The following is a 13678-nucleotide window of genomic DNA, read 5'->3' on the forward strand; positions in this document are numbered from 1 at the left end:
TGTAGCCATGAAATTGTGTGTCTACAAAGGTAGGCTTTCATGGCTACGCCCCGCAATTCAGCTTCACAACGGGAGAAAGAAGAATAGCCGTAAAAGGAGTCCAAATGATGGATATCTGGATGATCTTGCGGTTTGGGCTTTCCGTTGGGAGATCGTGTGCGTGTGTGCTCGCATGTACCTGATCGTTTATGGCTATAAATGGTCAAATGCTAGTGTGTATCCGGTAGCAACAGTTGTTTCTAGTGGGTCATGCAATGGTTGCCTTTCTCATTGCATATGCAGTATCTAGAATGCTCGTTACTTCTGAAGATAAAAGGAGAAGATTAGCCGGGACAACAAAAATCGCCTTGGCACTTGTTATGCTTCTTGGAATCTTGCCGGATACTGATATTGTGTTTCAAGCTTTCGGGATAATACCTCACAAGACGTTCACCCATAGCGTCATTCTTTCCGCGTTTCTGGTGGCTCCTGCAATATTTGTAGTGGCAAGGTGGCCCCTAAAGCAGACTCTGGCAGCCTCGCTGGCATATGCACTTGCGTATGCACAGCACTTGTTTGACGACATAATTGTTGGAACCCTCAACGTAGCATATCCATTTGGCACCATTCCTGTTGGTATCGGCATCGCTTATGGGTCAGTTTATCATCTGGCGCTAGAAATCGTGCTCGTGGCCGCAGTGGCTGCCATCGTCATGAAAGGGTCATTTGGCAAAACACGAAAACAATCGGAGAGTTTTGGCCAACGGTCAAACAATTATTATTCTCTCTATAGGCTGCACTTGTTTGGCTTTGGCAAAGTCGACAAGGTCTGCTATGCCCTGTTGATGCTGTCTTTATTGGTGTCGTTTGCGTACTTGCTGCAAGAAATGAAATCAATTCCGCGCCTGTTCATCGAATCGGACCTTGAAGTTGCCCTCTTTGTTATCCTGCACCTTTCTGCGCTGGCGCTCGTATCATTTATGATACTGGTATCTAGAGAAAATGCAAAGCCGGAGCCCTCTTCAAGAGAAGAGACGGTCAGAGATGTGTAATTTATTAGATGTACTACATATATTGATGAATATGTGTATGCGATAATTGTAGAGCAAGATGCCTGGGATCAGATGCCAGTTTTGTGGTATACCACTCGACAATGAGAAGCAGTTCATAGGTCATTACATAATAGGCCATGAATTAACTCTGGAATCGGCACGGTCGATATGGAATTCTGAATCTGGGCTAATAGTAATGAATGAAAAGGAGCGGGTGTGAGAGAATAAAAGTTGTTGTATTGCTTGCGGTGCCACAAACGCGTTGAAGTAGTGTATAACGAGCTTTGCGAAAAATGCTACGATGATAGTGTTGTTATTACTGCCCGCAGAGGGTCATCATCATCATCATCCGGAGATTCAAGAACTCGAAGCAGGCATAGGCATATGTAGACAAGCCTTGCCAGGGCGACAGCAGCAGAAGAAGAAGAAGAAGACTAGTCAAAATAAGGGTCAGTTTTTGGATTGACATCATCAGAAGTGGTAGTGGTGGTGGTAGTAGTCGTTGCCCTCTTGACTTGATTTGCCAAGTGTAGACAAGATGCTGATGTGTTTCTTTCATGCAAAAACTCTCTCTATCTCTTGTTACCAGTCTTCTACCTTCAATCCAGAGATGCGTTCAAAGTGTTTCTTGTTTCTAGTAATCAAGACCTGCTTGTTTGCAAGGACAATGCTGGCTATCAAAAGATCAGATTCGCCTATAGGGTTGGACTTGTCGTTGAGAGCCCCGGCAGCCTTTGCAGAGTCCCTATCGAGAGCAAGCAAAAAGAAGGCGTCCAGCAGCTTGTCGACCCTGGCAAGTTCTGTATTGGAATCCTTTGATTTGTATGCCCCCTTGTACAGCTCGAAGGCGTTTATTATTGTGGTGTGCAGGGGCTCCTGTGTGGATTCCAGCTCTTCTAATTTGCATTTAGCTGCAGGGTCCTTTCTAATATAAGCAACCAAAAAGTCAGTGTCAAAGCAGACCATTTTCTTCTTCCTTCCTTCTCTCTTTTTCTCCGCCACTGCTAAAGCTCTACGTCACGGGTCTTGAAGTTCTTTCTAAACTCCTTGCTTGCTTGTTCAATGTTGTCTGCCAGCTCTGGCGAATGCATCTCGTCCATCATCTCAAGCAGCCTTTTAGCGCTGCCCTTGTTCCCAGTCAGCCTAAGAATGACATCTGTGAACGACTCTCCTTCCTTCTTGGAGGCTTTTAGCGCCATGTATGCTTCCTCTGTGATGGATAGCGTCCTTGTAGGCATGCCAAGAACATATAATACACATATGTGTATTTAACCCTTTGAAACCCTCCCAAAAATGGGGAAAATAGCCAGGGCCCTTTCTCGGTTCAAGATGTCTTTGGTCTGCCTAGACACGACTGTCTCATAGACCTGGATAGGAACGACGAAAAAGCATGCGTCTTTTTGATAGGACAACCATCTAGGCGTGCATACGCAGCTGCATTCCGCTTATACAAGCTTGTTCTTGTCGTCAGGAGGGAAACCTTATATGTATACAGATATGTATACATATTTGGTGACGAAACCTGGCCTCAAAGACAATAATGATCTCTGAAAAAGCATACGAAGTACTGAAAAGAAGGAAGAGGAAGAACGAGTCCTTCACAGACGTAATACTCCGGCTCAGCTCGGAGAAAGGAAGCGTTGCAAATTTACTTGACTTGGTGCGGGAAGAGGATTTTGAGCCAATCAGCCCTGAAACAGCAAGGCATATGAAAGAGGCCAGCAGCGAGTTCAGGAAAAACTTTCAGCTGCGCGATGCAAAGCTCTGATCCAGAATGGTCTGCTTTGACACCGACTTTTTGATAGCATTCCTACAGAAAGATCCGGACGCAATAAAAAAGCTTGAGGACATCCAAGTAGGAGACGGGGATACTGCGGCCATTACAACGACAGTAAATGCAGCAGAACTGTGGAAGGGCGCATACCGGTCTAAAGACGGGCAAAAGGAAGCTGCCAAAGTAAAACGGCTGCTGGATTTGCTGGAGTTGATTACGCTTGACCGCGAGTCTGCAAGAATGGTGGGCGAGCTTGATGCTACGACAATAAAGTCAAAGCCAATTGGCGAAACAGACCTTCTCATTGCGAGCATCGCTCTTTCAAACAAGCAGCCCCTTGTCACAAAGAACAGGAAGCACTTTGAGCGCGTGCCCGGGCTGCAGGTAGAAGGCTGGTAGTGCGCACGTACTTTTATTAAAAGATACTGCAAAGTTATTGGGTCATGAGTGTTGTCTCGTTATTATTACCTATGACCCGAAGGGTTAACGGAAAGCCGCGCAAGCTCTTTCTGGAATTAGCTGCTCTTGCAGCCTGTAATGCCGCTCATACATCTACGCTGTCTTGAGGAGAAAAAAGTTGTAGGCTTGTCCGATGAGGATTGTGCTCTACAGAGAGAGAACGACCCTCTTGCCCTGCAGGATGCGTGTGCATTTATGCTCTATAGACCTTGCGACCACGAAATTGTGCTCTCTGACACAGCGCACGCGCTGGCCGTCGTGGGCGGTGCTAGAAACATTGTCTTAGGAGATGATCACCTGATCAGCTTGGGCAGTTTCAGAGAAATAAAGATCCTGACTGTTGCCAGTATATTTTGAAGATATTGAATGAACAAAAATAACGTGAAGCTGACAGTGGACGTATTTTAGGTATAATTGTGGTTGATATCGACAAGACTTGTTTGCCAAATTAACATGAGGGCAAAATTGGAGCAAAACAAGTGTTGGGAAGCGCCTTGCAGTTTCTTAGCATGACTACTACCACTACCACACATCTGTATGATGAAGATGTCTTTGAAAAAGTAAGAAAGAAAGTGACGACGAAAACAGAAGGACAGGAGAGAACGGTGCCTTAGGAAGAGGTCGTTGTTGTCGATGACGATGTTGCTGCTGGTGCTTCTACTACCGCAGACTTGGCTTCCTTATCCAGCGGCACTGTCTTGACCCTTGCCCGTCTTGTCGTTCCTATCGCCGCTGCTGCCGTTGTCGTCATCGTCTTCTTTTTGAGGTACAGGGTTCTCTTGCCCTTTGTCTTTGCTCTAACTCCTTGCTGGCTTTCAATTATGCTTCTTATCGCCGGAAGCTGGCCTGCAGAGTATGATACGCCCTTTAGGAGGTTTGTAAGAGTTCTGGGAGTTGCTGATATCTCTCTGTTAAGGTGTGCAAGGATCTCTTGTCTCTTGGCGTCACTCAGGGAAATGATCTTGCTGGATGATGATGATGGTTTGGTTGATGTCGCCCTGGATCTCTTGCCGGCAATTCTAATCTTTTTCTTTCTTGCAGCCTTTACGTTCCTTGCACTTCTTCCTCCCTTACTGGCGTCTGTCAGCATTTTTCCAAGCTTTCTGTAAAGCTCCCTTGTCTCCTTCAAGGAGAGGCTTAGCCTCTGGCCATCGCGCAGTTCAATAGAAATTGCTTTGCCTATCTTCACTTCTATGCACTACAAGATTGCCTATTTATATAAGTTTCATAAGATTCGAACGTAAATAACGCAATAATTCGCTGATCATAGGTGATATCTACGCTTGTTGATGACCTTATTGCGCCCATGAATAGTTAGTTGTAATTTTGTTAAAATGGCTTTTCTTGCGGTTATACCTGCAAAAGAGACCTACCAAAGTTACAGAAATCCCGGACAGAGAAGGAGAAGAAGCGAAAAAGGATGTGCTGAATGATATAGTATTCGTAGTAGGCAGTCATTAGGACGCCGTTACTTTCTATCGGGGCAGGATCATAGTATCTCATTCTCTTTCTCCCCAGTTGTGTTTTAGATTTTGATCATTTCTCTTGCAGCTGCTGAGCTCTGCAGCAAGCTCTTTTTCTGATCCTCCTCCTTCTTTTCCTTCTTTTGCCGCCGCAGCGCTTGAGTGCTTTGTTCCTGCCTTTTCCTATATTTTACAAGTCCACCAGTCGTTATTACGACTGATGAGAGGATGATGACAAAGACAATTTGCGGATAAGCACCTGCATTTGGCAGTCCAAGCGTCAGAGGGAGCGTTGCAAGTACGGCCGCAGCGAGACCGCGTGGCATCATAAAGATGGTGACAAGCCTGTCAAAGTCAGGAAACTTTGAACCTGTTACACTTACTTATCTTTGTCACATATTTTTCTTGCTACAAGTAGCGTTATTGCAACGCCTATTCCTGCCAGAACGTAGTATTCTATATTGCCAAAGCTTGCCAAGAGGCCTACAAACACAAAGAAGAAAGACCTAACAAGGAAGGTGAGGCGCTCGTGGAATGGGTCAGTTAGCGAAGGCGACGACAACGACGACGATGATGTTGTTATTGTTGTTCTAGCAGTAACAGTATTAGTCGTTACCATCATGTTGCCGCCGGATGGTGCGGTTTGGGCTGGCTCGGCTGCTGCTACTGCTGCCGAGGAAGCGGCAACCTCTTTGCATATTCTTTATTATTATCGTCATCGTAATTTCCATTGATCCTCTTTAGTAACCTCGGCTTTTCTAAAAAGAATTGCCGGTTCCCGAGAATTAACCCAAAGACCAGCGCAGTAAGGGCGCAGAGCGTGTGTCAGAACTTCTTGCCCAGATCCTTGAGAGAAAAATGATGCTGGATGTTCCACTATTGACAGAGCTTGACAAGTTCTGTCAGATTGCGGCTTAACGCGGTGTATCCTGCAACTGCTTGGGTGTTCTGACCTTGATTAGCTTGTTGTCTACCTGCCTGATCTCCGGATCTAACGAAACCACGTATTCACAATTTATCGATATGGCAGCTGCAACCATGAATGCATCGCCAAGAGACATCCTATAATCTGCCTTCACCCTTCCAGCAAGTTCTGCAATCTGCTTTGTAATGGGAACCATCCTGTCTTCGCCAATCAGACTCTCTATGCTTGTTTTGGCAACTATGGTTTCCTCCTCGCCCAGTCGACTATATATCGAGATAATCTCTGCAATCGTCAACACGCTAATGAAACCTTCGATTTTTTTGCTTCTAATTTTCTCCAGGAGCTCGACTGAACTGTCGAACCCTTTTTCTTTGTTCAGTACGTTCACAAAAACACCTGTGTCTATCAATATCTTTGCCGTCGTCGTCATCGTCACCTGCTACATCATCATCTCATTATCCTTCTCTAACTGCCTGATCTTTTTTTGCTTCCTTCTTTATTCTTGCCTCTGATTGCTTCCTAATCTCTCGCACCATCTCAGTTGATGGCCTGTTAGCTTTTCCTTCAAACAACCCTATCATCGCCTTTAGCGGATCTTCTTCTCTTTTCATGACTAGTATGCCTCTTCTGCTTTCCTTCACCACCACCTCGTCGCCTTTGCGTATTCCAAATTTGTCCCTGAGTGGTTTTGGGATCACCACCTGTCCCTTTGGAGATACCTTCACCTTTTGCATATGTGTAAGGTTATACTTTGTAGCCTTTATGTTTTACGGGTGGTCGCAAAAGTTAAACTAGTTTCAATACCGGTTCAAATCCCGAATTTGAAAAAGTGAAGGGAATTCTGGTAGAAAGAGTTGGATAAAGCCGTGGCGTCATCGTCATCATGATCACCGCCACCAACAACAATAGCGCTTACAAGAACTGCGGGGTAGAGGATGTGTCAGCCGCCTTCCTTCAAATCCTGGTCTAGTTTTCTCCCGAATATGCGTGTGTGTGACTCCTCTCAGGCAAGTTGCTGAGCGCAAAAGTGGTTACAAGCAAAGAAGATTATTATGGATGATTACTATATAGTGATAACTCTTGATCATATCTTGCGTCCATCTGCGACCTTGACAAGGCAGAAAAGCAGAGGAGACATTGTTTTGAGCGGGTTTCGCAATTGAAATAGTGAAAGAGTGTTAGTAGCTCCCAAATAGACGCACCTCTTTCAATTGTTCTATCCCGTTTCATGCTTGTGCTGTGTAGAGTACAAGCAATTTGCCTTGCAGGGTGTGTATGCATGTGTGTGTATGTGTCTGCACACCTGCGTGCTTTTCGATAATTCTCTCCTTGCCGCGCTCACGTTCAAGTCCCTTCTGTACTATAGAAGTATAAGTTCCGAACGAACTCTATGACAATCCGCGCCCACTATTTTGCGAGCATTTCGGAGCCAGAGAGCCTTTGAGTTCGTCCTAATAGATGGTGTTAGAACGATGATGATTATTATTCTCTCAAACAATCATTCATTTGGGCCAGCAGAACCTGCCCTCTTGTAGTCATCCTCCAGTCTTATTATGTCTGTCTCTTTAAAATCGCCTGTTGCTGTCTCTAGTATTGTGGCATCAGTTATGCCCCCTCCCCCGCTTGCTAGGCAAGGCAGGCGAAAGGCAGTGAAGTTTGGCAAATCGACGAATTACTTTTGGAGGGGCATAGATTCCCATGGGATTTTGAAGAGGCATCAAAAGAGGTGCCTCTGCGCTTTCAAAACTATGCATAGCTAAATGAGGGTAGCTGACGACAAAAGATGTTTCTGGTAAGCCACCCAATGGTCGCTTTTTTTGAGTGTGTCTACTATCTGTGGAAGGCTTGGCAATGGAATATGAGTTTATGCACCTCTGCACGCATGTCTATTGGCTATGACAAATGAGAAGAAGAAGAAAAATGAAGTATTCGCAAACAGCTTTAGGCTGCGCCTACTGATGACGCTCCTCTTTATGTTCCCTTCGCTGCCTTTGTGGCTATCGCCTTGATTCTCTTTCTGAGATACAGGATTCTCTTTCCTTTGGCCTTTGCTTTGATGCTCTGCTGACTCTCAACCATGTTTCGTATAAGAGGTAGCTGACTGGGAGAATATTTTGCGCCTTTCAGGAGGTTCGTAAGGGTCCTAGGGGTATCTGATATCTGCTTGTTGAGGTGCGCCAGTATCTCTTGTCTCTTGGCGTCACTCAAAGTGACCGTTGTATTAGATGACCTGGCAAAGGTGGTTCTGGATTTTCTGCCACTTTTGTTTTTTCCGGCCTCTCTGTCGTATGTTAACATTTTTCCAAGTTTGAGGTAAAGCTCACCTGCCTCTTTCAAAGAAAGACTTAATCTCTGACCATCATCCAGTTCGATAGAAATTGCTTTGCCTATCTTCACTTTGTATAGGAGTGCCTTACTTTCTTATATAAGTTCAACTAGTTTTAAGGAATTATCTGCAACTTGAAAAGTCAGGCTCTCTTGTAGTCATCCTCTATTCTTACAATGTCAGTCTCGTCAAAGTCTCCCTTGGAGATCTCTAGTATGATGGCATCTGTCCCTGCTCCCTCTAGCCTGTGAACTGTGCCCTTTGGTATAGTAATGGTGTCACCTGTCTGCAACAGTTTTTTTTCTTCACCTATCTGTACTTTCACCGGGCCCTTGACCACCTTCCAGAATTCAGAGCGGTTGTTGTGGTACTGAAGGCTGAGGCGCTTGTCGCCATCAACATATACCAGCTTGACAGTGCAAGGTTCGTTAAGTGTAAAACGTTCAAAGTGGCCCCACGGGCGCGTTTCAGTAGAGATCACAGAAGAATTGTTCTATGCAAGCCATTATTAAGAATATGGCTCATTTGATGGGGAATGACGACAACCCGTACGGATGAAAACTTGAGCCAATTTCTATACATCTCTGGAAGAGAGGGATCTTTTTCCCTATTTATTTAGATCCTCAACTTCATTGCTGGATTCTGAATCTGGCTGGCGAGTCCCATCATTAACTATCGTTGGTGTAGTAGTATCAGAAGTTATTGGACCGTCAGTATCTGTCTCTAAAGTAGCTCCCCTTGCTCTGACTTCATATCTTTGTTCGGAACCCTGTTTGCTTCCTTTGTCGTGGACGTTGTTGTGACCTCTCTGTCACCGGGAAGGGATTTTGTAGCATTTGCTTCTTTTGTTTGGTTCTGAATGATAGCAGCAAAATACTGTTCTCCGTTGGAAGGTATCTCATAGTATCCGTAGGTTGATTTGTTGTGGGCAAGAAAGTCGCGCAGTTCGTTTTCGTCCAAGGAAGCTATGCCATCCTTTGCAGCTCTAGAGAGATAATGTCCGGGATCTTTTCCGTCATGCTGTATTGCATATTTTGCAAGACTTGGGTTGCGCGGCTCGATCTTGGTCACAGCTAGTGCAATTTTGCCTTCGGGCATGCATATTCTTGCTGCTTCAAAGAGCAGTTGTACTCCGTCAGCTTCTGACTTCCTTACCCGTTCTAGCCTTGCCTCTTCTGACTCGAACATTGCCTTTCCAGGACATTGGTAATGAAACAGCTTCTCAAGTTCAGGGTTTCTGGGGATAAAGATCGGTATGACATATGGATTACAGCATTCGTTGCATACTACAAGATCTATTCCTCCGAATTTTGGAGAGGTGGTTGCTTCTGCTGCTGTTTTTGTTGTCTCGTTGCTTGTCTTGCTGGAACCGCCTCCTGAAGACGGGTCATCTGTTGCCTCTTGCTGCTTTTCTTTAAGAGTCGCCGTCGTCGCCTTTTTGTGCTCCTCCCATTTGTTCTCAGGAGTGCCGTTTGAGGCAGAAGCGATGGCGGCAGTAGCGTTGGTGGTAGTGGTGTTGTTGCCGGCACCTGTGGCAGCATCTCCTGTGGTCGGAGGTTCTTCTCTGGCTTTGCCTTGAATTGACAGGCGGTAGTAGTGGTTTATTTCAGAGTCTTTTGCAACTTCTTTATAGATTCCAATTGTCGAATGTGCATCTTTCAGGAAGGATTTTAGCTCTTCATCGTTGATTGGCATTGTGCAGGCTTCCCGAGCCAGTAAATCAAGATCCGCTGATTCTGGCTTGTATGTAATTACGGAAGCTGATGAGTGCGGTGTATAATCATCTTCAAGTTTCTCTACTTCAAGTACAATTTCCTTGTCCTTGAGCCACATCTTTACTTCTTCAAATAGCTTGTTTACCATTTTTTCCTGAACCAGCAGCTTCTCATCTTCCCTCGCGATTTTGGAAGGAAACTCTCGTTCTCCTTTACAGCCGTGTGATGACTCTATGGGCAGCTGGAACTCTTCAGGTCTTGGGCTATGTGGGATATGCGTCAGAACAATGGTAAAGCATTTGTCACATATTGTGCCCTCTATTCCCACGGTCTTTACCGGGGAATAATGGATGGGAAAAGCTGCCGGTTGGATAGGTATAGACGCACTAAAGCCTTCGATCCCTCGAAGTCTTTGAATCCTGTTTAGAGTCTTTTGAAATTCTTCTATCGGTTTTATGTGCTTCTCGAATTGTGAGTTCATATGTTCTGCCAGACTAAATGGCTTCTTCGCAGCGGATGCCCTTTCTCCATCTAAAGTTGCTGGGACCATGCGAGTATCGTGTGCAGCAAGGGGTGGAGATCCCAAGAGTGTAATCCGATAGCTTGGTTCGATAACCAGTGTTGCATAAGCAGGCAACACCACAGCGGCTCCTGCATGAATGCTCTTGTTATGTCTTTCCACGTTTCGTATGCGCTCTGACCAGTAACCGCATATGCCGCACTGCCATACCCGCATGCCGCGCTTTGGTCTAGCCAAGTCTTTTGACCTCGGACTCGTGCCTCGCTCGTGAGTCGCTCAACTAGCGCTCACGAGTTCTGTGTGGATCTAGTATAAGAATGTTATATATCTATATTGATAGAAAGAGCATCTTGTACCTCTCTTGTCTCAGCCATACACATGCTAAGCTCTCCCGTCCTTCTCATTTTTGTCTTGGTCCGAGGACGGCATCTTGATATCTCGTTGTTTTCTGGTACCTTTGTGTCATCATCTGTCTGTCTTCCCATACGGTTAGAGGTGCTTGTTGTAGTTTTGCGGCAAGCCGTTTGCCGCACACTAATATACCGGTTTGACTGCGCAAAACGCGTTATTGCCGCAGCGTGAAAATGAACCCGTGAACAAGCCTTGACATTTATCATGGTCTAGATAATGAAATGCATGTGTTACAGAGTTCTTCGTTGTTACTCTTTCATACTGATGCTCGATAAGGCTTAAAGATATGTTAGAATGCTATAATTTTGCTTGGCTCAGGGCATTACTAGTGAAAATATAGTAAAAGCCTTTGGCCGTGGCTTTCCCATGTCGTCAATTATTGCTTCTGCTTCTCTGGTTGTTCTTTGTCTTTTCTATGTTTATTCTGCTGCTACTTTTGCCCACTTGACTGTATATCCCCTCATAGATCGCGTTACATACTATACTGTCTTTGGTGTTTACATTACAAATGAATACGTTGATCACGTGGTTCTGGGGTCGCTTTTGATTGTATGGTTAGTAGTTTCATTACGGAAATTAAAGAAGATCTACTACTATATTGCAATAGGGATACATGCTGCATTCCTTGTTGCGGGAGCAGCGGCCAATTATGCTGTGTTACTTAGTGGCATTGCCCTTGCTTCTCTTCCTGTAATAACCGCTCTTTTGCTTTATAATAGATATTCTCTGCGAAAGATCTTGAAAAATCAACAACAGGGCTTAACTCTGAATTATTTTGGCATACTTGGAATAATACTCGGTATCATTGGGCTTGCCTTTGCAACTGCTTCGGTTGTTTCTTCAAATGCGGTGCAGTCCACGCAGCCTGTGCGTAATTATGCCTATGATGTATTTGTGGTGCTTTCTAGCTTCTCTCCTGTCTTTATCCTGTTACTGATAGCATGCATTCCTGTAAAATTAGTTACAGATTCCATATTAAGAGCTTTGAAAATAAGGCTAACACCTCTGATTATCGCTGAAAATCACAAAATGCGCAAAATGCATCGGATAACCTATCTCTTGCTAATAGCACTGTCGTCAATCGTCTTTGCAGTTATTCCTCATCTTCCAACCATAAATCCTGACAATCAGAAAATAGGAGTAGATACTGGATATTATATCAACTGGGTCACACATTTGAACGAATCAAAGGACCCACAGGAATTCTTGTATAACGCATTTGTCAGTCAGAGTGAAGGAGATAGGCCTTTTACTTTGATTCTTTTCTCAGTTTTTCAGAAGATTTCTAACGCTGACTTGTTTCTTGTGGTAGAATACTCTTCGATAATTCTTGGACCGCTACTGGCCATTTCTGTATATTTTCTTGCCCGAGAACTTGCAGCAAACGATCTCGCATCGCTACTAGCCGCGTTTATGACGGCCATTTCATATCCTACCCTTGTAGGGATTTATGCTGGCTTCTATGCAAATTGGCTAGCACTTGTTTTTGGATATGCTTCCTTTATCTTCCTTCTTCGGTTTATTAAGACCATTGAGAGGAAAAATTTGCTTTTATTTGCTCTCATGATCCTGCTTACTCTCTTAAGCCATGTGTATACGTGGACTATAGTAACTATTGTAACTGGGGCCTATATTGCAGCAATATTTGTATTCAAGAATAAGTATACTATCTTAAACAAGAGCATTGTTCTTATTGTAATAGTCATTCTTTCTGTTATTGCTATTGACATAGTTCGAGTTAATATTACCGGCTCAACTGGCGGAATTGAGAAGGACCTTGAGTTGGCTTATCGCGCCATAGGCGTAGAGCAATTTGCCCTACGCTGGAGCAATCTAAACTATACTGCAAATAGTTTTGTAGGAGGTCAACTTGGTAATTTTATCATATATGCATTTGCCCTATATTGGCTATTCAAAGTAAGAATCGAAAGCCAGACAATATTACTCTTAATTTTTCTATCAATCGGATTGATCCCGGTTCTATTTGGCAACTATGTTATTCAAACTAGAGTATTGTATGACATACCTTTCCAAATTCCTGCAGCAATAGCATTGTCTAACATCAATAAGAAAGTGAATGTCATAAGCACATTGCTTTTTGTAATAATACTATTTAACATCAGTATTATTGCTGTTTCTAATTTTTATCTAGTTCTTCCGCATTAACGGCTTTGTGTAATAAGTCGCTCTTGTTAAAAAAGTCCATAATCTGTTTAAAAAGTCATTTTGAGAACAGTGCGACTAAATATATAGAAATCTTCTATTCTTAAATAACTGGTAGCATTTTACTTTGCTGTTTGCCCGAGTACTACTTCGACATCGAGACTGTTCCCTTAGAGTCATTCCGTGGCGAGGAAAAGGCGGGCACTGTCCCTTCTAAGGCCAAGATAGTAACAATCCAGTATCAGCAACTTCACAGCGTCACGGGCAAGCCGGTCGGCGACCTGCAGATACTGAAGGAGTGGGAAATTGGAGAACAAGAGATGGTGGAGCAGTTCAAGAAAATCTATCTTGACAAGGGTGTTTGGAACTTCATTCCAGTAGGCAACAATCTGGCTTTCGAGTCTCAGTTTATGAAGAGCAAGCTAAAGCAATATTGCAATTTAGAGGGTCTTAGGCTCGGCCACAGACCAATGATCGACCTCAAGCATGTCTTGGTTATAGCGAATGGCGGCAGGTTCGACGGCTACTCGCGCTTCCTGGGAAAATCAGGGCTGGCAAAGAATATGGAATCGTGGTACTTTGATGGCAATTATGACAACATACTAAATTATGTGAAGAAGGAAGCAGAGGATTTTGTGAAGGGTTATTGCATATTGAAGAAGGAACTACCGAGGGTAATAACCGTCCAATCCTAGATGTGTTACAGTGTAACTGAGTAAAGCAGAAAAATCATAGTAATCATTTTGCAAGAAGGTTTTCAAATGATCGTTAGTCCGAGGCACATTCATGAATCGACCATCGTCGGATTTCGTCTTTTTTCAGCGATTTTTCGCGAAAACCATTTATTCAAAACCAAAAAGTCGAAATACTGGCGGCACATAGGGATAGGGG

Annotated in this window: 14 protein-coding genes and 1 pseudogene; 6 read left to right on the top strand and 9 right to left on the bottom strand. The window is 44.2% G+C overall.

What is annotated here, in order from left to right:
• Positions 1-254: 254 nt before the first annotated feature.
• Positions 255-1031, top strand: coding sequence for a metal-dependent hydrolase (locus NTE_RS01110; RefSeq protein ID WP_338031178.1), 777 nt, complete (start codon positions 255-257; stop codon positions 1029-1031).
• 582 nt (positions 1032-1613) lie between these two features.
• On the opposite strand, the gene NTE_RS01115 is transcribed toward NTE_RS01110, so the two are convergent.
• Together NTE_RS01115 and NTE_RS01120 are read right to left on the bottom strand one after the other, a co-directional pair.
• Complete coding sequence (locus NTE_RS01115; RefSeq protein ID WP_226987102.1) at positions 1614-2033, bottom strand: type II toxin-antitoxin system VapC family toxin; 420 nt, start codon at positions 2031-2033, stop codon at positions 1614-1616.
• A gap of 2 nt (positions 2034-2035) precedes the next feature.
• Positions 2036-2269 (bottom strand): antitoxin VapB family protein, encoded by a 234-nt coding sequence (locus NTE_RS01120; protein ID WP_148699351.1) that lies wholly within the window; start codon positions 2267-2269, stop codon positions 2036-2038.
• Between the two features lie 302 nt (positions 2270-2571).
• Here NTE_RS01120 and NTE_RS01125 point away from each other — a divergent pair, with 302 nt between their 5' ends.
• The 3 genes from NTE_RS01125 to NTE_RS01135 all read left to right on the top strand — a co-directional run bounded on the left by NTE_RS01125 (position 2572) and on the right by NTE_RS01135 (position 3621).
• Complete coding sequence (locus tag NTE_RS01125; protein ID WP_148699352.1) at positions 2572-2799, top strand: antitoxin VapB family protein; 228 nt, start codon at positions 2572-2574, stop codon at positions 2797-2799.
• A 6-nt stretch (positions 2800-2805) separates the two neighbouring features.
• On the top strand, positions 2806-3204 hold the full coding sequence (locus NTE_RS01130; protein ID WP_148699353.1) for a type II toxin-antitoxin system VapC family toxin: 399 nt from the start codon (positions 2806-2808) through the stop codon (positions 3202-3204).
• Between the two features lie 186 nt (positions 3205-3390).
• Positions 3391-3621 carry a hypothetical protein gene (locus NTE_RS01135; protein ID WP_148699354.1) on the top strand — a complete coding sequence of 77 codons (231 nt, stop codon included), beginning with the start codon at positions 3391-3393 and terminating at the stop codon, positions 3619-3621.
• 253 nt (positions 3622-3874) lie between these two features.
• Here the strand turns inward: NTE_RS01135 and NTE_RS01140 are convergent, their stop codons facing one another.
• The 7 genes and pseudogenes from NTE_RS01140 to NTE_RS01175 all read right to left on the bottom strand — a co-directional run bounded on the left by NTE_RS01140 (position 3875) and on the right by NTE_RS01175 (position 10243).
• Positions 3875-4453 (bottom strand): hypothetical protein, encoded by a 579-nt coding sequence (locus NTE_RS01140; RefSeq protein ID WP_148699355.1) that lies wholly within the window; start codon positions 4451-4453, stop codon positions 3875-3877.
• A 336-nt stretch (positions 4454-4789) separates the two neighbouring features.
• Positions 4790-5274, bottom strand: a pseudogene (locus tag NTE_RS17490) (cation:proton antiporter domain-containing protein); the annotation flags it as partial.
• 367 nt (positions 5275-5641) lie between these two features.
• Positions 5642-6082 (bottom strand): type II toxin-antitoxin system VapC family toxin, encoded by a 441-nt coding sequence (locus NTE_RS01155; protein ID WP_148699358.1) that lies wholly within the window; start codon positions 6080-6082, stop codon positions 5642-5644.
• A gap of 25 nt (positions 6083-6107) precedes the next feature.
• Positions 6108-6386, bottom strand: a complete 279-nt coding sequence (locus NTE_RS01160; protein WP_148699359.1) for an AbrB/MazE/SpoVT family DNA-binding domain-containing protein — start codon at positions 6384-6386, stop codon at positions 6108-6110.
• 1237 nt (positions 6387-7623) lie between these two features.
• Positions 7624-8049, bottom strand: a complete 426-nt coding sequence (locus tag NTE_RS01165; protein ID WP_148699360.1) for a hypothetical protein — start codon at positions 8047-8049, stop codon at positions 7624-7626.
• A 71-nt stretch (positions 8050-8120) separates the two neighbouring features.
• Complete coding sequence (locus NTE_RS01170; protein ID WP_148699361.1) at positions 8121-8459, bottom strand: phosphomannose isomerase type II C-terminal cupin domain; 339 nt, start codon at positions 8457-8459, stop codon at positions 8121-8123.
• Positions 8460-8701: 242 nt separating this feature from the next.
• Positions 8702-10243, bottom strand: coding sequence for a hypothetical protein (locus NTE_RS01175; RefSeq protein WP_148699362.1), 1542 nt, complete (start codon positions 10241-10243; stop codon positions 8702-8704).
• Between the two features lie 690 nt (positions 10244-10933).
• On the opposite strand from NTE_RS01175, the gene NTE_RS01180 reads away from it, so the two are divergent.
• Together NTE_RS01180 and NTE_RS01185 are read left to right on the top strand one after the other, a co-directional pair.
• Positions 10934-12790, top strand: a complete 1857-nt coding sequence (locus tag NTE_RS01180; RefSeq protein WP_148699363.1) for a hypothetical protein — start codon at positions 10934-10936, stop codon at positions 12788-12790.
• Positions 12791-12921: 131 nt separating this feature from the next.
• The gene (locus NTE_RS01185; RefSeq protein WP_148699364.1) at positions 12922-13482 is read left to right on the top strand and encodes a hypothetical protein; all 561 of its coding nucleotides are present in this window, start codon (positions 12922-12924) and stop codon (positions 13480-13482) included.
• The last annotated feature ends 196 nt before the right edge of the window (positions 13483-13678 follow it).

Source organism: Candidatus Nitrososphaera evergladensis SR1 (assembly GCF_000730285.1).
Classification (GTDB): Archaea; Thermoproteota; Nitrososphaeria; order Nitrososphaerales; family Nitrososphaeraceae; genus Nitrososphaera; species Nitrososphaera evergladensis.

What these genes read in the sequence shown, in the direction of transcription:
- NTE_RS01110 (WP_338031178.1), top strand. Translation starts at nt 255, where the DNA reads ATGGTTGCCTTTCTCATTGCATATGCAGTATCTAGAATGCTCGTTACT.
- NTE_RS01120 (WP_148699351.1), bottom strand. Translation starts at nt 2,269, where the DNA reads ATGCCTACAAGGACGCTATCCATCACAGAGGAAGCATACATGGCGCTA.
- NTE_RS01125 (WP_148699352.1), top strand. Translation starts at nt 2,572, where the DNA reads ATGATCTCTGAAAAAGCATACGAAGTACTGAAAAGAAGGAAGAGGAAG.
- NTE_RS01130 (WP_148699353.1), top strand. Translation starts at nt 2,806, where the DNA reads ATGGTCTGCTTTGACACCGACTTTTTGATAGCATTCCTACAGAAAGAT.
- NTE_RS01155 (WP_148699358.1), bottom strand. Translation starts at nt 6,082, where the DNA reads ATGACGACGACGGCAAAGATATTGATAGACACAGGTGTTTTTGTGAAC.
- NTE_RS01160 (WP_148699359.1), bottom strand. Translation starts at nt 6,386, where the DNA reads ATGCAAAAGGTGAAGGTATCTCCAAAGGGACAGGTGGTGATCCCAAAA.
- NTE_RS01175 (WP_148699362.1), bottom strand. Translation starts at nt 10,243, where the DNA reads ATGGTCCCAGCAACTTTAGATGGAGAAAGGGCATCCGCTGCGAAGAAG.